This window comes from Flavobacteriales bacterium (assembly GCA_030584065.1).
Taxonomy (GTDB): Bacteria; Bacteroidota; Bacteroidia; order Flavobacteriales_F; family PHOS-HE28; genus PHOS-HE28.
Genome location: CP129489.1, coordinates 1,089,159 through 1,108,489, shown reverse-complemented (window position 1 = coordinate 1,108,489; position 19,331 = coordinate 1,089,159). Strand labels below are relative to the sequence as shown.

General features: G+C 63.5%; 19 protein-coding genes and 1 pseudogene. 9 read left to right on the top strand and 11 right to left on the bottom strand.

Annotated elements, in window-relative coordinates:
- Positions 1–146: 146 nt before the first annotated feature.
- A pseudogene (locus tag QY325_04880) lies at positions 147–683 on the top strand (peptidylprolyl isomerase).
- Between the two features lie 11 nt (positions 684–694).
- Here the strand turns inward: QY325_04880 and QY325_04875 are convergent.
- Together QY325_04875 and QY325_04870 are read right to left on the bottom strand one after the other, a co-directional pair.
- Entirely contained in the window at positions 695–1,927 is a 1,233-nt protein-coding gene (locus tag QY325_04875; protein ID WKZ67259.1) for a DEAD/DEAH box helicase, read from the bottom strand.
- Between the two features lie 71 nt (positions 1,928–1,998).
- The gene (locus QY325_04870; protein WKZ67258.1) at positions 1,999–3,903 is read right to left on the bottom strand and encodes a sensor histidine kinase; all 1,905 of its coding nucleotides are present in this window, start codon (positions 3,901–3,903) and stop codon (positions 1,999–2,001) included.
- Between the two features lie 61 nt (positions 3,904–3,964).
- Between QY325_04870 and QY325_04865 the strand changes: the two genes are divergently transcribed.
- From QY325_04865 to QY325_04855, 3 genes are all read left to right on the top strand, one after another.
- A complete protein-coding gene (locus QY325_04865; GenBank protein ID WKZ67257.1) occupies positions 3,965–4,702 on the top strand; it encodes a copper homeostasis protein CutC in 738 nt (245 codons plus the stop codon).
- On the top strand, positions 4,699–6,672 hold the full coding sequence (locus QY325_04860) for a hypothetical protein (protein ID WKZ67256.1): 1,974 nt from the start codon (positions 4,699–4,701) through the stop codon (positions 6,670–6,672). Before QY325_04865 ends, QY325_04860 begins: the two co-directional genes overlap by 4 nt.
- Before the next feature lie 184 nt (positions 6,673–6,856).
- The gene (locus QY325_04855) at positions 6,857–10,693 is read left to right on the top strand and encodes a T9SS type A sorting domain-containing protein (protein WKZ67255.1); all 3,837 of its coding nucleotides are present in this window, start codon (positions 6,857–6,859) and stop codon (positions 10,691–10,693) included.
- Positions 10,694–10,788: 95 nt separating this feature from the next.
- Here QY325_04855 and QY325_04850 read toward each other — a convergent pair whose 3' ends face one another.
- Positions 10,789–11,298 (bottom strand): DinB family protein, encoded by a 510-nt coding sequence (locus QY325_04850; protein ID WKZ67254.1) that lies wholly within the window; start codon positions 11,296–11,298, stop codon positions 10,789–10,791.
- A gap of 153 nt (positions 11,299–11,451) precedes the next feature.
- Between QY325_04850 and QY325_04845 the strand changes: the two genes are divergently transcribed.
- Positions 11,452–12,789, top strand: coding sequence for an alpha/beta fold hydrolase (locus QY325_04845; GenBank protein WKZ67253.1), 1,338 nt, complete (start codon positions 11,452–11,454; stop codon positions 12,787–12,789).
- A gap of 38 nt (positions 12,790–12,827) precedes the next feature.
- Complete coding sequence (locus QY325_04840; GenBank protein ID WKZ67252.1) at positions 12,828–13,166, top strand: zinc ribbon domain-containing protein YjdM; 339 nt, start codon at positions 12,828–12,830, stop codon at positions 13,164–13,166.
- Between the two features lie 6 nt (positions 13,167–13,172).
- On the opposite strand, the gene QY325_04835 is transcribed toward QY325_04840, so the two are convergent.
- Together QY325_04835 and QY325_04830 are read right to left on the bottom strand one after the other, a co-directional pair.
- Positions 13,173–13,760, bottom strand: coding sequence for a YdeI/OmpD-associated family protein (locus QY325_04835; protein ID WKZ67251.1), 588 nt, complete (start codon positions 13,758–13,760; stop codon positions 13,173–13,175).
- Between the two features lie 17 nt (positions 13,761–13,777).
- A complete protein-coding gene (locus QY325_04830) occupies positions 13,778–14,248 on the bottom strand; it encodes a DUF1801 domain-containing protein (GenBank protein ID WKZ67250.1) in 471 nt (156 codons plus the stop codon).
- 181 nt (positions 14,249–14,429) lie between these two features.
- On the opposite strand from QY325_04830, the gene QY325_04825 reads away from it, so the two are divergent.
- Positions 14,430–14,621, top strand: a complete 192-nt coding sequence (locus QY325_04825; protein ID WKZ67249.1) for a cold-shock protein — start codon at positions 14,430–14,432, stop codon at positions 14,619–14,621.
- A gap of 121 nt (positions 14,622–14,742) precedes the next feature.
- Here the strand turns inward: QY325_04825 and QY325_04820 are convergent, their stop codons facing one another.
- Positions 14,743–15,156 (bottom strand): hypothetical protein, encoded by a 414-nt coding sequence (locus QY325_04820; GenBank protein WKZ67248.1) that lies wholly within the window; start codon positions 15,154–15,156, stop codon positions 14,743–14,745.
- Positions 15,157–15,172: 16 nt separating this feature from the next.
- Positions 15,173–15,598, bottom strand: coding sequence for a hypothetical protein (locus QY325_04815; GenBank protein ID WKZ67247.1), 426 nt, complete (start codon positions 15,596–15,598; stop codon positions 15,173–15,175).
- 72 nt (positions 15,599–15,670) lie between these two features.
- On the opposite strand from QY325_04815, the gene QY325_04810 reads away from it, so the two are divergent.
- Positions 15,671–16,246 carry a hypothetical protein gene (locus QY325_04810; protein ID WKZ67246.1) on the top strand — a complete coding sequence of 192 codons (576 nt, stop codon included), beginning with the start codon at positions 15,671–15,673 and terminating at the stop codon, positions 16,244–16,246.
- A gap of 291 nt (positions 16,247–16,537) precedes the next feature.
- A complete protein-coding gene (locus QY325_04805) occupies positions 16,538–16,660 on the top strand; it encodes a hypothetical protein (protein WKZ67245.1) in 123 nt (40 codons plus the stop codon).
- A 53-nt stretch (positions 16,661–16,713) separates the two neighbouring features.
- Here the strand turns inward: QY325_04805 and QY325_04800 are convergent, their stop codons facing one another.
- From QY325_04800 to QY325_04785, 4 genes are read right to left on the bottom strand one after another with little or no spacing between them, the layout of a single operon-like run.
- The gene (locus QY325_04800) at positions 16,714–16,950 is read right to left on the bottom strand and encodes a hypothetical protein (protein WKZ67244.1); all 237 of its coding nucleotides are present in this window, start codon (positions 16,948–16,950) and stop codon (positions 16,714–16,716) included.
- Positions 16,951–16,955: 5 nt separating this feature from the next.
- Positions 16,956–17,165 (bottom strand): hypothetical protein, encoded by a 210-nt coding sequence (locus QY325_04795; GenBank protein ID WKZ67243.1) that lies wholly within the window; start codon positions 17,163–17,165, stop codon positions 16,956–16,958.
- Complete coding sequence (locus tag QY325_04790) at positions 17,162–17,695, bottom strand: hypothetical protein (GenBank protein WKZ67242.1); 534 nt, start codon at positions 17,693–17,695, stop codon at positions 17,162–17,164. The genes QY325_04795 and QY325_04790 overlap by 4 nt, the downstream gene beginning before the upstream one ends.
- A 5-nt stretch (positions 17,696–17,700) precedes the next feature.
- Entirely contained in the window at positions 17,701–19,329 is a 1,629-nt protein-coding gene (locus tag QY325_04785; GenBank protein ID WKZ67954.1) for an acyl-CoA carboxylase subunit beta, read from the bottom strand.
- Positions 19,330–19,331: the final 2 nt, after the last annotated feature.

Here is a 19,331-nt window from a genome sequence, read left to right as displayed (position 1 = left end):
GCTCCCATCTACATTTGCCCACCATCAAACCAATCATGAACATGCCGATCACACTTTGCTCCTCCGCCATGCTGGCCCTCTCCTTGGTGGCTTGCGGCTCCGCCGGTGAGGGAACCGGTGCGGCCGACCAAACACCCAAGAAAACCGTGGAGACGAAGACCGACGGGCTATATGCCAGCATCAAGACCACCAAGGGCACCATCGTCATCAAGCTTGAGCACGAGAAGGCGCCGATGACCGTGGCCAACTTCGTGGCACTGGCCGAAGGCAAGATGAAGAATACCGCGAAGCCCGAGGGCACGCCCTATTTCGACGGGCTCAAGTTCCACCGGGTGATCGCCGACTTCATGATCCAAGGCGGCGACCCCACGGGCACCGGCAGCGGCGGACCCGGCTATGCGTTCGCGGATGAGATCCATCCCGACCTGAAGCACAACCGCGCCGGTACGCTGAGCATGGCCAATGCGGGGCCTGCCACGAATGGCAGCCAGTTCTTCATCACGCACAAGGATACGCCCTGGCTCGATGGCCGTCATGCCGTGTTCGGTTACGTCACAAGCGGTCAGGAGGTGGTCAATGCCATCCAGAAGGACGATGTGATGGAGACCGTGCGGATCGAGCGGGTAGGCAAGGCGGCCAAGGCCTGGGATGCCGTGGCCGTGCTCAATGCCAATCAGTCGAAGTTCCGGCAGCGCTAGCGCCGCCCATGCCCCTTTGATGAGCGGCCACCGCCCCGGCGGTGGCCGTTCCCTTTTTCGCGCTTCCCGCCAAGGGGGTCGTATGCCGGGCCGGGTCCGAGCCCTTCCGGCAGGGGCATCTTGCGCACCTCATAGCCGATGAGGGCTTCGATGCGGCCGAACTCGCGCATCTCCTTCTCGTTGACGAAGGTGATGGCCGTTCCCTTGCGCGCGGCCCGGGCGGTGCGTCCCACGCGGTGCACATAATCCTCGGGGTCGCGCGGCACATCGTAGTTGATCACCAGGTCGATGTCGTCGATGTCGATGCCCCGGCTCACCACATCGGTGGCCACGAGGATCCGAAGCTTGCGGTTGCGGAAGTCAAGCATCACCTCCTCACGCTCCGACTGGTCCAGGTCGCTGTGCATCGCCCGGGCATTGAAGCCGCGCTTCTGCAGGTGGCGGTTAAGGTTCTTCACCTCCACCTTCCGCCCGGCGAAGATCACGATGCTCGTGGCGGGGTTGGTGTTCAGGATATGCTCCAGCACCCCGGCTTTCTTCATGTCGAACACCACGTAGGCCTGCTGGTCCACGCCTTCGGCAGGCTTGCTCAAGGCGATGGTGATCTCCACAGGATCGTGCAGGATTCGCTTCGAGAGCTCCCGGATGGCCGGGGGCATGGTGGCGCTGAACATCAGGGTCTGCCGGTCGGCCGGCAGGAACTTGATGATGCGGTTGATGTCGTCGATGAAGCCCATGTCCATCATCCGGTCGGCCTCATCGAGCACGAGGAACTCCAGCCCCTTCACTGGCACATAGCCCAGGTTGAGGTGGCTGAGTAGCTTCCCCGGTGTGGCGACCACCACCTCAGCGCCTCCTGTCAGGGCCTGTTTCTGCTGGTCGAAGGTGGAGCCATCGCTTCCGCCATAGAGCGGTATGGACGTGATGGGCGTGTAGTAGGCGATGGCCTGCAGCTGCTGGTCGATCTGCAAGGCCAGTTCCCTGGTGGGCACCACCACCAACGCGCGGATGCTGCCTTCCACCTTGGGTCTGTACCCGGTGATGACATCGATGAGGGGGAGGAGGAAAGCGGCGGTCTTCCCGGTCCCTGTCTGGGCGCAGGCGATCAAGTCGCGGTGGTCGAGCACTGCGGGGATGGCCTGCTGCTGGATGGGTGTCGGAACCTTGATGTTCATGGCATCGAGGCCCTGAAGGAGGTCGTCGCTGATGCCGAGCGAATGGAAATCCATGCGGAGTGGGGGCGATGACGGGTAGCCCGCCGGTGCTGGGCGGCGAAGATAGCCGGATCGGGCAGGGGCGCTCAGGACGCCTGTCTCAGGGCGCCGTGGTCGGGCTTGAAACGGAGACAGAACGTGAGTCGCGGGCCTGGCTGTGCACTGAGCTCCCCGTTGAGCTGGAGCGCCAGCGTGCGGAGGAGCTGCAGGCCGAACGACCCTTCGCGGAGCAGGTCATGGCTCTCCTTGGCCGCCGGGCCGTCATCGCAGTACCGGAGCTCGAACCAGCCGTCATCGGACCGGATGACGATATGGACCGATCCGTGCTCGCGCCCGTTGAACGCGTGCTTGATCGAGTTGGTGAGCAGCTCGTTCACCACCAGGCTCAGGGGCATGAGGTCCTGCGCATGCATGGTGAGGCGTTCGGCGTCGATGGCGACCGATACCCGGTCGTGCCGGCCGAAGGCCACGAGAATGTTCCGGGACAGCTCCTCGATGTGCTCCCGGACGGGGATGGCCGCCTCGTCGCCCAATCGGTAGATGGTGGTATGCACGAGCGCCATGGCACGGAGCCGTCCCTGCGCATCGCGGAGCATGCGCTCCACTCGCTCGTCATGGGCCGTTCCGCATTGGATGTGCAGCAGGGCATCGATCACCTGGAGGTTGTTCTTCACACGGTGATGGATCTCACTGAGCACAATGTCCTGCCGCTCCTCGCGCATGAGCGCGTCAGCGAGCCGCATGTTCTGCCGCTGGAGGTCCATGTTCTTCGCATGGATCTCGTCCTTCTGCTTCTGGATGACGGCGCCCTTGAGGCGGATCCTCCGGGCTGACCGATAGGCCTGCCTGGCCATCAGGATCACGACCAGAAGGAGGACCAGCAACAATGCGGCCGAGGCGCTCAGGTAGCGGTTCGAGGCCCGCTGGTCATCCAAGAGGGCTTCCGTCCTCGCATTCCGGTCGCGCAGCTGGTGGTTATCGTCGTCGCGGGACTTCAGGTCGTACATCACCTGCATGCCGGCTAAAGAAAGGTCTCTGACCCTCTTCGCCTCCTGCTCCTGGAAGCCCTGCAGCCGCTCCAGGACCCCGTGGGCCTTGACCCAGTCCTTTTCAGCAACGGCCAGCTTGTGCTGCGCCCGCATGAGGTCAGCCGGTGCGTGCGCATCCCTGACCGCGGGCAGGAGCGCTTCGGCAGCGGCCAGGTGCTGCGCTGCTGCCTTGAACTGGCGGGTGCCGGCTGAGGCCATCGCTTGACCCAGTGCATGACCGAAGCGATCCTCTGGTGTGCCTTCGGCATCGAACGACCGGCCGGCCACGGCCAAGTAGGGAAGAGCATCGCCATACCGGCCCTGCTCAATCAGTGCCCGGGCGATGATCGAGCGGGCCCTGGCATGTTCCATCGGCGCCAGCGCGGCGGTGCGCACCAGCACGCGTTCGCCGGTGCGGATGGTCTCATCATAGGCACCATGCTGAAGCAGGGCACGGAGCAGGAATACCTCCGCTTGCGCGATGGCGGCCTCATCCTTGGTCGGCAGCAGCATGGCCAGCGCCATACGCGCCTGCTCAACGGATTTTTCCGTACGGTGATTCGCCTGGTACGCCGTGGCCAGCGCCTGCAGGTCGGTGCTGATGCGCACGGGGTCACCGATGGCTCGCGACCTCTCCAGGGCCTGAAGCGTGGTGCTGAACTCTTCGGTGACCATTCCCAGGCTCTGCTGCACATTGCGGAGCGCGACCAGGGCCATGTGCTGCAACCCCGGGTCCTTCGTTCCCTCCGCCAGCCTCACGGCGTGCGCTGCATGGGCGAGTGCCGCTGTAGGATCCCCGCTCATAGAGCGGTCCACCAACCGGCACAGGGCATGCACCCGCTCCTGTGCGGTGGCGTCGGAATCGATCAGGTACCGCAGGCTGTCGCCGGTCTGGGAGGCCTGGAGTCCCGGTGCCGCATGAACCAGGAGTAGGAGGGCGATGAGGATGCGGCGGATGGGCATGGTTAGGAGAACCGTTGGTACGCGGCCCGTGCCATGGGGTTACGCCGGCTATGTTTGGGGCATGCGCGTATCCGTGGAGGTGTGCGTGGCGTCCTTGGCGGAAGCGAGGGCCGCCATCGCTGCTGGTGTGGACAGCATTGAGGCTTGCGCGTGGCTCGCCTGCGGGGGCGTAACGCCAAGCAGCGGATTCGTGGAGCGCGTTGGTGTGCTGAGGCCAAGGCGCCTCCGCGTGCTCTGCCGTCCAGGTCCCGGCGGTTTCCGCTACTCCCAAGAGGAGATCGACCTGGTCGCCAGCGATGCTCTCCTTCTTTCGGGATTTCAGGGCGTGACTGGCTTGGTGGCCGGTGGATTCAACCAAGAAGGCCATGTGCCGTGGTCTGCGTTCGGGGGGCTGCTTGGCAGCGGCAAGGAGGTCAGCTTTCACCGGGCGATCGACCATGCGCATGACATGCTGGCGGTCCTCGACGAATGCGTCGCGCATGGCGTGCACCGTGTGCTCACCAGTGGCGGCGAGACGCTTGCCATGGACGGTGCACGCATGATCAGGCGGATGGTGGTACGCGCTGAGGGCCGGGCCGTGATCGCCGCAGCCGGGGGGGTCCACGCCGGCAATGTGGTGGAACTGGTGGAGCGCACCGGAGTGACCGAGGTTCATTTCGCAGCGCAGAAACCGCGTGCGGATAGGGCAGAGGGGGCATCCATGAGCTCGTCCAACGCCGGCATGGACTTTTCCACGGAACCGGACGAAGCCAAGATCGAGGGCGTGCTGAATGCACTGGTGAAGGCCGGTCTGCGATGAGACACTGGCTGTTGGCGGTGGGTTGCATGGGGGCTTGGTTCGCCGCTGCCCGCGCGCAGGAACGGTACTACCCGTTGAACGAGGGCTGGAGCTTCTGCCGAGCGGGCACGGAGCAATGGCGCAGCGCCGAAGTGCCGGGCGTGGTGCAGGCCGATCTGCTGCGGCATGGGCTCATCCCCGATTTCATGCAAGGCAGCAACATCGATAGCGTGCAATGGGTGGAGGGGGAGGACTGGATCTACCGGCGAATGCTCTTCGTGGCCGACACGCTGTTGCAGCATGAGCACCTCGACCTCGTCTTCAAGGGCCTCGACACCTTCGCCGAAGTCCATTTGAACGATTCGCTCATCGGCACTGCCGACAACATGTTCCGCACGTGGGAGTGGGACATCCGTAAAGCGCTGCGCAAGGGCTGGAATGAGCTGAAGGTCGTCTTCCGCAGTCCGATCAAGCAAGGGGCGAAGCTGCGCGAGGCGTACGGCATACAGCTGCCGCACGATAGCGACCCGAGCGGCGTAAGCCCCTATATCCGTAAAGCGGCCTACCAGTTCGGCTGGGACTTCTGCCCGCGGCTGGTTACGTCCGGGATCTGGAAGGGGGTGGAGCTGAGGGCGTGGAGCGGTGCTCGGATCGCCGGTGCAACGGTGCGCTGGAACGGTGACCACGTGCGGTTCGTGCCTTGGATGGATGCCCGGCCCCGATCGCTGCGGCGGCTGAGGTGCGAGGTCCTCGTCGATGGGAGGCGTGTTGCGACCGCCAGGGCCGATAGGGCTTGGAAGCTGGCGGCTACGGTTCCGGTCACGGACCTTCCCGAGTGGTTCCCCTCGGGAATGGGCCCGCGCCCCGTGAAAGCGATGGTGATCCGATTGATGGACGGCGGCAAGGAGCTATCGCGCTACCAGGCGCCCTTCGCCCGTGTCAGCCATGCCTTGGTGCAAGGCTCGGATTCCCTCGGCACCTCCTTCACTTTCGCAGTGAATGGCCGGCCCTATTTCGCCAAGGGCTGCAATCTCATACCGCCGCATCTGGTGCCATCGGCCATCACGGACAGCGCATGGATCGCCCAGGTACGGCACATGCAGCGTGCCGGCATGAATATGGTGCGCATCTGGGCCGGCGGCATCTATCCGCCCGATGCCTTCTATTCAGCATGCGATACCGCGGGAATCGTGGTATGGCAGGATTTCATGCTGGCGAACCTGGTGCCGGCAGAAGGCGGTTTCCATCGAAACCTCCTGGATGAGGCCTGGGAGCAGGCGCATCGGATCCAGCACCACCCCAGCGTGGCTCTGCTCTGCGGGAACAACGAGCTGCGCGTGGCCTGGCACCATTGGGGCTGGCAGGATCGCTACGGCCTGCGTGGCCCCGACTCGGCGCGTGTGATCCTGAGCAACGAGAAGCTCTGGCAGCAGGGCTTGGCAGGCATCGCCGAGAGCCTCGGTGCTGGGCGTTATGTGCCGACCTCGCCATTGAGCAACTGGGGCAGCTCCATCGGCCTGAGGCACGGCGACCTCCACTACTGGGGCGTGTGGCACGGCGACAGCACCTTCTCCTCCTTCAAGAACAACGTAGGCCGTTTCGTGAGCGAGTGGGGGTTCCAGAGCTACCCGGACAGCGCGCTGCTGGCCAGGTACAACCACCCCGAAAGCCTTCACCTCGGATCACCGGAGGTGAAGCGCCTTCAACGCAGCTATAAAACCGACCGGCCCATCTGGGAGGCCATCGAACTCGACTTGGGAGAGGATCGGCCCACCAACCTGGGCAGTTTCATCGAAGCGAGCCAGCGGGCACAGGCCAAGGCCTACCGCATGGCCATCGAGGCGCACATGGCCGCCCGGCCGAATTGCATGGGTACGCTCCTCTGGCAGTTGAACGATTGCTGGCCAGGCCCTAGCTGGAGCATCATCGACTTCGCGGGCCGTCCGAAGCCGGCCTACGAGGAGGTTAAGCAGCTGTTCGCCAGACCCTAATGCTGGCCGGCTGCCCTGCCGGCCGGTTGGCATGGCGCCCAGCCAACAAGCAGTGCCTTGGCTCCGCAAGCCGCATTGGGGAAAGGGATGCTCAGCCGCGATAGAAAACTACCTTCGTCCGCGAACCTCTCACTGACCAAACACCGAGACCATGTCACGACTTGGACGATTGAATCGGGCCCTGATGGCCGCGGCATTCCTGCTACCGGGGCTTCCGGCGCTGGCGCAGGGTGATTGCCAGAACGATTTCCAGTATCCCACCGCTGCGGTCACCCCGGATGCCGGGGGGGCCATTACGACCATCTCCACCTGCAGCTTCGAGGAGGAGTACTCGCAGGTGACGGGCATCCAGACCGGAGCCACCTATCGCTTCCGGCTCAGCAGCCAGGGCTATATCACCGTGCGCCAAGGCACCTTCGATGGCCCCGTGGTGGCACAGGGCTTCGCCGTGGTGGATGTGCTGGCCGCCGATGCCGGTGACCTGTTCCCGCATTGGAACGTGGACGATGCGTGCAGCACCATGAGCGACTGCGTGGAGACCTCTGTCCAGTTCTTCGGCGATTGCGCGCCGGTGCTCGGCACTGCCACGCTCGTGGAGGATTGCGACCAGCAGCTCTTCTACGTGGACGTGGACGTGCTATCCCTGGGCGATGGCACCTCCGCCACCATCACCTACGATGTCTTCGGTACCGTGAACTCGGTGTCAGGGGTGGGCCTCGGTGTCACCCAGATTGGTCCGTTCTTCTTCGGTGAGGAGGTGCTCGTGCTGCTCGAGCACGAGACGAATTCAGCCTGCAGCCAGGACCTCGGACTCATCCGGGAATCAGGCGCCTGCCCGGTCTTCATCTTCTGCGGGCAGCCCGCACAGGCCTTCTCGTATTGCTACGGCAACGGTGAGACCAAGGTGTGGAACTACAGCTCGCTGGGCGGCACCGGGTCGCTGGTGCTCGACTTCATCAGCGGCGACATCGAGGCCAGCTTCAACGACCAGCTCGTTATCTACGATGGTACCGACGACAGCGGCCCCATCCTGTTCGAGCATACCGGGCAGGGCAACACCGACCTCTCCAGCGTATTCGTGGCCTCCACCACCGGGTCGATTCACATGCGCCTTACGTCCAGCGATTTCGGCTCCTGTGCCGATGGCAGTCAGACCTCCTGGGATTGGCAGGTGCAATGCCTCAACTGCCAGCTCCCGCAAGCGTCCATGGTGAATGTGGACGACTGCCTGAACAACCAGTTCACCGTGCCGGTGGACGTGCAGAGCACTGGTGATGGCTCCACCGTCACCATCGCCTATGCGGTGAACGGCGGCCTGCCTGTGTTCCTGACGGGTGTGGGCACCGGAATCACCGAGCTCGGGCCCTTCACCATCAATGATGTGGTATCAGTCTTCGTCCAGCACGAATCCGACCCCGCCTGCAATATCGAACTGGGCACGGTGACCGATGGCGGCGACTGCCCCAACCTCATCGTATGCGGCGCCCAGCCCCTGGAGGAGACGTATTGCTACGTGGCCAACGATTTCCGCAGCTGGTCCTACCAGTCGGTGGGCAGCGGCACCCTCCGTCTCACCTTCAACCGCGGCACCATCGAGAGCAACACCTTCGATGACCTGCGGATCTACGATGGCACCGACGCAACGGGTACGCTGGTCTTCGAGCACACGAACGCCACCTCCTACAACCTGGGGCCTGTGGGCAGCGCGGTGAACAATGCGCTCACCACCTACTACGCGGTGCAGGTGTATTCCGCTACGGGCACCCTTTACATGGAGATGAGCTCCGACGGCTCCGTGCAGTGCGGTGATCCCTTCCCGACGGAGACCTACGATTCCTGGGAGTGGGAGGTGGTTTGCCTTGACTGCACCATCCCCGCCGGTACGGTGACCATCGTGGATGACTGCGCCAACAACCAGTTCAGCCTGGATGTGGACATCACCAGCACGGGTGATGCCGCCACCGCCACCATCGAGTACACGGTGAACGGCGGGCCGGTGCAGACCCAGACCGGAGCCGGGATCGGCATCACCACCATCGGCCCCTTCGCCTTCGATGATATCGTGAACGTGACGATCGCCCACGAGAGCAACAGCCTCTGCAATATCCCCAAGGGCGACTTCAGCGATACCGGCACCTGCCCCGAGCTGATCACCTGCGGCACGCCCATCGAGGTGAGCTATTGCTACGCCAACAACAACGATGTGCGCTGGTACTACCAGGGAACCGGCACCTTCCCGCTGGGCATCTTCTTCGACCAGGGAGCCGTCTTCGCTGGCGACCTCGTGCAGGTGTATGACGGCGGCGACATCACCGCCCCGCTCATCTATTCGGGGAACAACGGCGGCGATGTCACGGGGCTGTTCTTCTTCACCACGAACCCCGAGCATCGGATGACGGTGCGGATCCTGGCCAACGGGTTCACGGATTGCGCCACCAGCGCCAGTCAGGTCCCGGTGCAGTGGACGGTGGATTGCCTGGATTGCGTGCCCCCCACCGCCACCTTCAGCATCGTGCAGGACTGCGAGCAGTTCCAGTACTTCGTCGACGTGAACGTGACAGACCTGGGCAGCGACCCGGAGGTGGAGATCACGAACACGGCCGGTGTGGCCTCCACCAGCATCACTGCCACCGGCACCTACCAGATCGGGCCCTTCGTTTCGGGAACCCAGGTGGAACTGACGCTGGTGAACGACGCCAATAACCTCTGCAACATCTATTCGGGCACCTTGGTGAACCCGCTATGCCCGACGATCCTCTGCGGAGGCACCCCGTTGGTGGAGACCTACTGCTACGACAACCTCGAGGACCGGGCATGGGCCTGGGAGGCCCCCACTCCGGGCGCCACGCTGAACCTCCAGTTCACGCGCGGCACCATCGAGAGCAACACATGGGACGACCTCACGATCTACGACGGCCCTGATGCCAGCGGCCCGATCCTCTTCTCGCACAGCAACGCCAGCACCTACAACCTGGGGGCCGCCGGCAGCGCAGTGAACAGCGCCGCTTCGCCCTACTACGCGGTGAACGTCACCAGCACCACGGGCAACATCTACATGGTGCTCACCACGGACGGTTCGGTCTCCTGCGTCTCCTCTGCCACGACCTTCGACAGCTGGGAGTGGCAGGTCTCCTGCATCGGCTGCGCGGCGCCGGGCGTCGCCTACAATCTGGTGAGCGATTGCCTGCACCGCACCTACAAGACGGAGGTGATCATCACCACACCGCCGAGCGCCGAGGGCATGACCATCGCCAACACCATCACCGGCGAGACCCTCAGCGTGACGGGCACGGGCATCTACGAATTCGGTCCGTACGGAACCGACAGCTTGGCCATCTTCGGCATCACCGACCTCAGCGAGCCCGGCTGCACCTGGCTCAGCGACTCGCTCACCTTCCCGAGCGACAGCTGCGTGATCGTATCCTGCGGATTCGACAATTACGAATACTGCTACGAGAATGATGAGGACCGCTGGTACACCTACCGCTCACAGCTCCCCGTGCCCACCACCATCGCCTTCATCCAAGGGCAGATGCAGGCCGGTGACCGCATCGTGGTGTACAACGGGTTCGATGAGAGCGCCACGGTGATCTACCAGGGCAACAATGCCGGTAACCTGGCCGGCTTCGCGGTGAACTCGCAGAACCCGAGCAATGCCATCACGCTCCGGATCCAGTCCAATGCCGCCGGCTCTTGCGACGATGGCCAGGTGGCGATTCCCCTGCGCTGGACAGTGGGCTGCGGTGCCGTGGGCATGGAGGAGCTCGCGCAAGGCGGCTTCGCCGTGTACCCCAATCCGACTGAAGGCCTGCTCTACATCAATGTGGGCCCGGATGTGATCGGTACCGCCCGTGTGCGTGTGCTCGACATGAGCGGGCGCACCGTGCTGGAGGCACCGATCAACGTCCGCAGCGGCTCGGCCAGCTCCATCGACATGCAAGGCCTCCAGAGCGGCCAATACGTGGTGCAGCTGGCCACTGAGCAGTGGACCAAGGTGCAGCGCGTGCAGGTGGCGCGCTGATTCCGCCCCACCGGCTTTTCGCCGAGCGCCCCGGAGCACCTGCTCCGGGGCGTTCGCTTTCCGGCTGTCCGGTCAGGGGGCGCCCGCTCGGGCCGCTACCAGGTTCCTGCGTAATCGAGCGGAACGGCGACCTGCGCCTTCAGGAAGCCGTACCGGAGGTTGACGAACTGGCGGATGTGGTGCAGGTCATGCGCCACCCAGTTCGTCAGCAGCAGATCGCAACTCACCGGGCCCACTTTGGGATGGAGGTAGGCATTGGACCAAGGAGACCTTTCCTGCCCGCGAAGCCATTCCACCGAACACCTCCGTTCCTCCAGAAAGCCGCGAAGCCTGGCCTCGAAGTCCTGATCCATGTAGTTCCGTTGCCCCACCCATGCAGCCGGGTCGATTGCGGGCCAGGGCAGGGCGGGCGTCTCCAGCGTGGACCGAAGGCGCGCGCGGAAGTCCTCGCGCTCCTCGTCATGGAGGTGGCAGACCACCTCCAGCGCGCACCAGTTCTCCGGCGCGGGTTTCCAACGGAACTCCTCCGGAGCCAGGCCGGACAACAGCGCTCGGAATACTTCGGCATGGCGCTCGAGCTGCGCGAAGAGCAAGGTGCGGTCCATGCGACGAAGTTCGGCGCAGGCCCTCACCGTTGGTCAACTCGGGCATCGGAGCACTTGGGTGAAGGACGCCTACGGCTATAGCAAGCAGGCGGATGGAGGTGGGATCACATGAGCGGTAGCCCATGGGCCGGGCCTCGTGCCGTATTTCGCCCCATGCGCCTCCGTTATCACGGCCTTGCCGCAGCATGGGCCACCTCAGCCCTCGTAGTCTCCCAGCCGCTCGTCCGGAAGGGGTCGCTCGGGGCACAGCTGGAAATGTCCACAGACCCTGCCGGCATTCGCATTGTGCGCGTGATTCCCGGCACCACGGCGGCATCCATCGGGCTTCGGCCAGGTGATGCCGTGCAGACGGTCAATGGCACCCCGGTGCGAGCGATCAATGACCTTGTGGCCATGGTGGGTGATTGGTCGGCGGGCATGCCCCTGCGGCTGGAGGTGATGCGCAACGGCGCGCGCAAAGCATTGGATGGGAAGGTAGTGGGCAAGCCCCAGGAGGTCTCAGCGCATGGGCAGGTCATCTATGGCGAGGCGCCCTTCGATGGCGGTGCCTTGCGCAGCATCCTGGAGCTGCCGGATGGCACGGAGAAGGCCCCGGTGGTGCTCTGGTTGCCGGGCGTGGGATGCTATTCACAGGATTTCGCAGCGGACCCGCGCTCGCCCTACAAGCAATGGGTGGAAGGCCTGGTGCAGCGCGGTATCGCCGTGTTCCGCGTGGAGAAGCCGGGCATGGGCGACAGCCGCAACCGCACGTCCTGCCTCGACATGGACTTCGATCATGAGGTTGCGGCCTATTCCGCCGCCTTGGCCCACCTGCGCGGCCTGCCGGGCATCGATCCCGAGCGCATTTTCCTCTACGGCCACTCCATGGGCGTGCTCAGCCTGCCGCGTGTGGCGGCATCAGGGCCGGTGGCGGGAGCCATCGCCTGGGGTGGTCTGGCCACCAGCTGGTTCGAGTACGAGGTGCGCCTGATCCGCGAGCAGGAGGCAATCAAGGGCATGGATCCCGTGGCCATCGAGGAGCGGGTGCGCGCGCGGCTCCCGCTGCTCGCGGAATTCTATGTGCACGGAAAGACCGTTGAGGAATTGGCGCAGCGACCGGAGCTTGCGACAGCGCTCGCGGAATACTATGATGGACGCACCTGGCATGGGCTCCAGCACCCCGACTTCTTCCAGGGCATCGGCCGGCTCGACATCCTTGCGGCGTATCGCGCCATCGACCGGCCCTTGTTGCTGTTGGCTGGGGAGCATGACCTGCATGCCATCGATACCGGATGGGCCGCTGCCATTGCAGACGCCGTGAACCGAACGCGGCCCGGCACGGCCACCAGCATGGTCGTTCCCGGAACCACGCACCATTACCACACCGTGCCGTCCATGCAGGACTATGTGTGCATGGAGGCGGAGGGCCGGATTGATGCGGTCTACATGGCCGACCACTTCAATTCGGAGGTGCCGCGGATCATCGCCGAATGGGTGCACGGCATGCGTTGAGGCTTGTTTCAGCGGCAAGGGGGTACTTTCGCCCCGCTATGCCCGATACCAAGCCCTGCCCGGAGTGCCGCTCGACCATCACATACCCGACCGGGACATCGTGGATGTGCGGCGAGTGCGGCCATGAATGGAACCCGGAGGAGGTGGCCGCCGCCGGGGCGGGCCCGGTGATCAAAGACGCCAACGGCAACGTGCTGAACGACGGGGATGACGTGGTGGTGATCAAGGACCTGCCAGTGAAGGGCATGCCCAAGCCGGTGAAGGCTGGCACCAAGGTGAAGAACATCCGGCTGGTGGAGGCCGATCACGACATCGACTGCCGCATCGAGGGCTTCGGCGCCATGGGGCTGAAGAGCATCTACGTGCGCAAGGCCTGAGGTGGCTCAGTCGTCCAGCCCTTTGCCCTGGAGGATGCGCTCCAGATGCTTCTCGATGCGCGCCTCCCGGGTCTTGCTTTGCTTGGCCCCGGCGAAGTGCAGCAGGTAGCCGCGCTGCCTGCCCGGCGTGAGCGCATCGAACGCCTTCCTCAGCGCCGGCATGGCCTTCAGCTTGGCGGTGAACTCCTCGGGCATCGCGAATTCGGCGGTCTTCTTCAGCGCCACTTCCTGCCCGCTCTGCTCCACGGCAATCGCCTGCTGCATATAACTCCGGATTACCGAGGTCAGCTCGTTGATCTGCTTCACGCTGTTGAAGCGGATCTGCCGCGCGCTCTGCGTGTTGGCGGTCTGCTGCACCAAGAGCTTGTGGTCGTCCTTCAGCAGCGCGCCCTTGTGGAAGAGCAGCGCGCAATAATCGTTGAAGCCGTGCATCAGGAAGACGTTCTTCCCTTTCAGCGTATAGCATGGGTGGCCCCACTTCAGCTCTTCGGTGAGGCGGGTGTCCAAGGACAGTTTGCGCAGCTGGGCGAAGCATGCCTGCCAGGGACCCGCCTTGGCGAAGAACCAGTCGACCTTGGGGTTCGATGCGCTCATGGCGATGTGTGACCGGTTCAGTGGCTCATCCACCCCGGCAGCGCGGCGGCCTGCTTGATCCAGCTGATCAGCTGCTGCTCATCCTCGATGCCGCTCACGCGGATGTCCAGGTAACGCGCGTTCGGGTCCTTGCTGGGGCCTGGTGGCATGGGCTGGAGCGATTGCCCGAAGAAGAACGTGATGCGCACGAAGTGGGTGAAGCAATGCGTGGCGATGAACCAGCCCTGGCCTTCCACACCATAGAAGGGCGAGTTCCATTTTACGGCCTTCTGCAGCTTCGGGACATGCTCCTCGAGCAGGGCGTCCAGGCGCTCACCGATAGCGCGCTTCCAGCCGGGCATGGCAGCGATGTAAGCCTGCACGGGCGCATCGCCATCGCCTTTGGGAATCTGCGGATTGCCGCCGGAGAGGAGCTTCACCTGGGCCTTGCCGGATCTCTTGGCTGGGGCTTTCGCCTTGGCTGAGGGACTTTTCGTGGGCCTGGGCATGGTCCTGCGAAGTTGGTCATCGCAACGGTTGCAGGAACCCTCTGCGGGAGCCGGGCATCTATATTTCGCCACGATCGTCGGGAGCGGGGCGGAATGGTCGACCTTTGTTCCATCAATGCCCCGGTGGTTTTGCCGGGGATCAACACGTCGGCCGGAAGGCAGGCACATTACCAGTCAGTCAATGTCAAGCGGTACAGTGAAGTTCTTCAACACGGAGAAAGGTTTTGGTTTCATCACCCCCGACGAGGGTGGTAAGGACGTGTTCGTCCACAAGACCGGCACCCGTCAGCCCCTCTACGAAGGTGACAAGGTCAACTTTGAGGTAGAGAACAGCCCCAAGGGCCTCAACGCGGTCAACGTGACCAAGGCCTGAGGTTCCCCCTCACGCAGCAACAGCGAAGCCCCGGCGATGAGCCGGGGCTTTGTCGTTCATGACCTTGCCATGAAGGCTCGCGCACACGGTGGTCCGATCTTCTGGGCATCGCCCGATCCCGTCACTCCACCACGAAGTACCATACGGTGTGGCAGGTCAAGGCACAAGGGTACTCTTCGATCACCTGTAGCACACGCTTGCCTTCGTCGGAGAGCATGGCCAGGTGGAAACTGAACGGCCGCAACTCCAAGTCCTGCGGTGAACGGCCATCGCCCCGCTTCACGTACCAAGTATCACCGAACTCCGACGCCATCCACACCATGCGCAACCCTGCGGTGGACGTATCCATGGGCAGTTCGGATGGTCGTTCGCGAAGCCCTGCGGTGAACTGCAGGTAGGCCAGGCTGTCCGCTGCGTTCTGGAACAGGTACTTCGGGGAGGAGGCCACCTGGGTAGTTGGCAGGAGCGGACATTGGGCCATGGCGACCAAGTGAAGGACCGCGGGAAGGAGCAGGGTAAGAACGCGACCGGTCATGGCTTGGTACAGTTGTTCAAGGTTGAACACGCTCGAAGAACCAGTACCGGTAACGCACCAGCCCCGTGGGCGGCTCCCAGTGCACCACGGCGTAGCGGCCGCCGTAATAGCGCGGGCAGCACACCGGCACCGTGAAACGCTTCTCCGGCGGGTCCTTCAGGAAGGTCGTCAGGTCGGTTCCGTTGCCGCGCTGCAGCCACGTGCCGCCCTCGCAGATAACCTCCCAAACCAAGCGGTATTCCTTGGGGTCGGGCAGCGGGCCGATGTCCGGTGTGGTGCGCGCCAGTGCCTCTCCGAACCGGGCGAAGTCGGCGCTGTCGGCCGGGCTCTGCTGCATCCGACCCTCGAACCGCTCGAACAGGTGGGCCGGGTCGCTGGAATGCCATTGGGAATGGGCGGGTAGGGCCACGAGAAGCAGGATGATGGGTAGGAGGGGGCGCATGACAGGGGGCGGTACACGGCAGGGGGATAGGGGTTCGATCGAAATGGGATTGATGCCGATCTTCGGGATGAAATGGCCGAATTGCCGCAACGCCGTACCATCCGATGGCGGGGATACGATTACGCCAACGTCGGCGCGTATTACCTGACCATCTGCACGCAGGACCGGTTGCACCTGTTCGGTCGCATCGTTGATGGTGTGATGCATCCATCACCCATCGGGGAATGGGCGCAACGGTGTTGGAATGGGATACCGGACCACATGCCGCATGTGGATGTCGGGGAATTCGTGGTGATGCCCAACCATGTGCATGGGATCGTGGTGATACGGGAACGGTTGGTCGTTCCCGTGGGGGGCGATCATGATCGGCCCGAACGCCCGCCCGCGCCGCCCACGCCGCCCACGAATTCCATCGCCCGCACCATGCCCGTTGTCCCCGTGGGTTCGTTGGGCCGCATCGTGCGTGCATACAAATCCGCCGTTACGCGCATGGCGTACCGCGACGGGTTGGTGCCACACGGTACACCCATCTGGCAACGCAATTATTGGGACCGTGTGATCCGCGACGACGGCGAGTACGGACGCATCGCCCGATACATCCAGGACAACCCGAAGAATTGGAAGGGGGATAGGTTCAATAACCGGTAACGACCCGGGCCGATCATGATCGGCCCCAACGTGGGAAAACCCGATGAATGGGGAACGCGACCGGTTCCGTGCCACGGACCGATAGGGGGCGACCACGGTCGACCCGGCATTTGCAACATTGGCGTATGAACCGTGTACGGACCAACGTGCCCCGTACCGGATCAATGGACAACGCCGCATTCCGCGTGACGGATCGCAGCGGAAAGCCCGGAGCGAGGAACGAGCGAGGACTTGTAGCGGAGAGCCGGACCCGGCGATCTGAGCCGGGGCACGCCCAAACCTCAATCAAACATGACCAAGAAGAACAACGCACCGGCGATCACGGCAAGAAAGAGCATGGCGATTACAGCCAGAGGCAATGCGACGATGATCCGTCTAAGCCACGTCATCATGTCCGCAACACCATCATATTGAACTCCCGCATCGCCGGGCTATGGCTCGCCGCCTCTACCCCATGCTGATCAAGGTCATTTGCGCAACTTGAGAAGATAGTCTGCTTTCGCCTTGCCTTCCGACTTTTTCCAAGCATGGTTCCAGTCTTCCCAACAAGCTGCATCCATCGTGGTGCCTCCAGGAACGAAATGCATGTCACCTAGCATACCTCCAACTTCGGCCGATTGACCGCGCTCCCAATAGGCGTGGAGGTATTCCAGCATAGCGAAATAGGCTCGCTCCTTTTCCGTGGGAATGTTGGGATTGTCCATGGCGATCAGGTCTGAAGTACTCCCATGTTGAACTCCCGCGTCGCCGGGCTCTGGCTCGCCGCCTGGATTCCCATGCTGATCCACGTCCTCGTCTCCAACGGATCGATGATCGCATCCAGCCACAGCCGCGCCGCCGCGTAGTAGGGACTCATACTCTCCTCGTATCCCGCTAAGGCGGGACTATGAAGCTTGCTGCGGATCTTGCCGATGGTCATTGGATGTGGCGGTTGATCGTGGCGCGCATCTGCTTTCCAAGCCTTTCCAGGAGGATGCGATCCTTCTCGTGACTGCTGAAGTCAAAGATGCGATGTTCCCTTGTGGGAGTTACAAGCCACAGGTTCACGTAGAGGTGGGGCTGCCCTCGGCGCGATACCAGCCGGTCAGTTCGCATCTGGATCTTCATGTCCTTTTCGACCGGCAAGGACCTTCGCACAAGGCTGTTGCGGAAGGTGATCCGGTCCTTGGTGACCACCAGTTGGTCGGTCGCCTGCTTGAGCAAACCAAGCAGAGCAAAGCCACCAAGGCCGATGCCGAGGATCCCGCAGAAGATGCGCACGACCAGGTCCTCGTTATAGATCATCTGATGGACTGGGAAGAGTGCAAGGGCAAGAATGAGGTACATGCCCCAATTGTCCTGCCTGCCGATGTGGAAATAGCTGACCGCCTCGAAGCGATCTTCGCGCTCTATCACATAGAAGCCGAATTGGCGCGAAAGGTCGAGCTCTTCAGCGCGGGTCAGTTCCATTCCTTCTAGGTCTGCAACACCCCCATATTGAACTCCCGCGTCGCCGGACTCTGGCTCGCCGCCTCTATCCCCATCGATATCCACGTCCTTGTCTCCAACGGATCAATGATCGCATCCAGCCACAGCCGTGCTGCCGCGTAATAAGGGCTCATGCTCTCCTCGTACTTCGCGCGGATCTTGCCGAGGATCTCGGCCTCGCGCTCCTTGGTGATCTCTTCGCCGCGGCCTTTGAGGGCGGCCACCTCGATCTGCAGCAGCACCTTGGCGGCCTGGTCGCCGCCCATCACGGCCACCTGGGCGCTGGGCCAGCCCACGATGAGGCGCGGGTCGTAGGCCTTGCCGCACATGGCGTAGTTGCCGGCGCCGTAGCTGTTGCCCACGATCACGGTGAACTTGGGCACCAAGCTGTTGCTCACGGCGTTCACCAGCTTCGCGCCGTCCTTGATGATGCCGCCGTGCTCGCTGCGGCTGCCCACCATGAAGCCGGTGACGTCCTGCAGGAAGACCAGCGGGATGTTCTTTTGGTTGCAGTTGGCGATGAAGCGCGTGGCCTTGTCCGCACTGTCGCTGTAGATCACGCCGCCGAACTGCATCTCGCCCTTTTTGCTCTTCACCACCTTGCGCTGGTTGGCCACGATGCCTACGGCCCAGCCGTCGATGCGGGCGTAGGCGGTGATGATGCTCTGGCCGAAGCCTTCCTTGTACTCGGTGTACTCGCTGTCGTCCACCAGGCGCGCGATCACCTCGCGCATGTCGTAGGGCTTGGCGCGGTCGGCGGGGATGATCCCGTAGATCTCCTTGGGATCGGCCTTGGGCGCGGCGGGCTTTTCGCGACTGAACCCCGCGTCCTTCGGCTTGCCGAGCTTGTCCATGATGGCGCGGATCTTCTTCAGGCAGTCCGCATCGTCCTTGCACTTGTAGTCGGTCACGCCGCTGATCTCGCTGTGGGTGGTGGCCCCGCCGAGGGTCTCGTTGTCGATGTCCTCGCCGATGGCGGCTTTCACCAGGTAGCTGCCCGCGAGGAAGATGCTGCCGGTCTTCTCCACGATCAGGGCCTCGTCGCTCATGATGGGCAGGTAGGCGCCGCCGGCCACGCAGCTGCCCATCACGGCGGCGATCTGCGTGATGCCCATGGAGCTCATCACCGCGTTGTTGCGGAAGATCCGGCCGAAGTGCTCCTTGTCGGGGAAGATCTCGTCCTGCATGGGTAGGTACACGCCGGCGCTGTCCACCAGGTAGATGATGGGCAGGCGGTTCTCGATGGCGATCTCCTGCGCGCGCAGGTTCTTCTTGCCCGTCATGGGGAACCAGGCGCCGGCCTTCACGGTGGCGTCGTTGGCCACCACGATGCACTGGCGCTTGCTCACGTAGCCGATCACCACCACCACGCCCGCGCTGGGGGCGCCACCGTGTTCGGTGTACATGCCATCGGCCGCAAAGGCGCCGATCTCGATGCGGGGCGCGCCCTTGTCCAGCAGCGCGTCGATGCGCTCGCGGGCGGTCATCTTGCCGTCGGCCTTCAGCTTCTCGATGCGTTTCTCGCCGCCGCCGAGGTGGACCTTCTTCAGGCGCGCGTGGAGTGCGGAGACGAGGAGCTTGTTGTGGTCCTCATTGCGGGACACTTCGATATCGATCT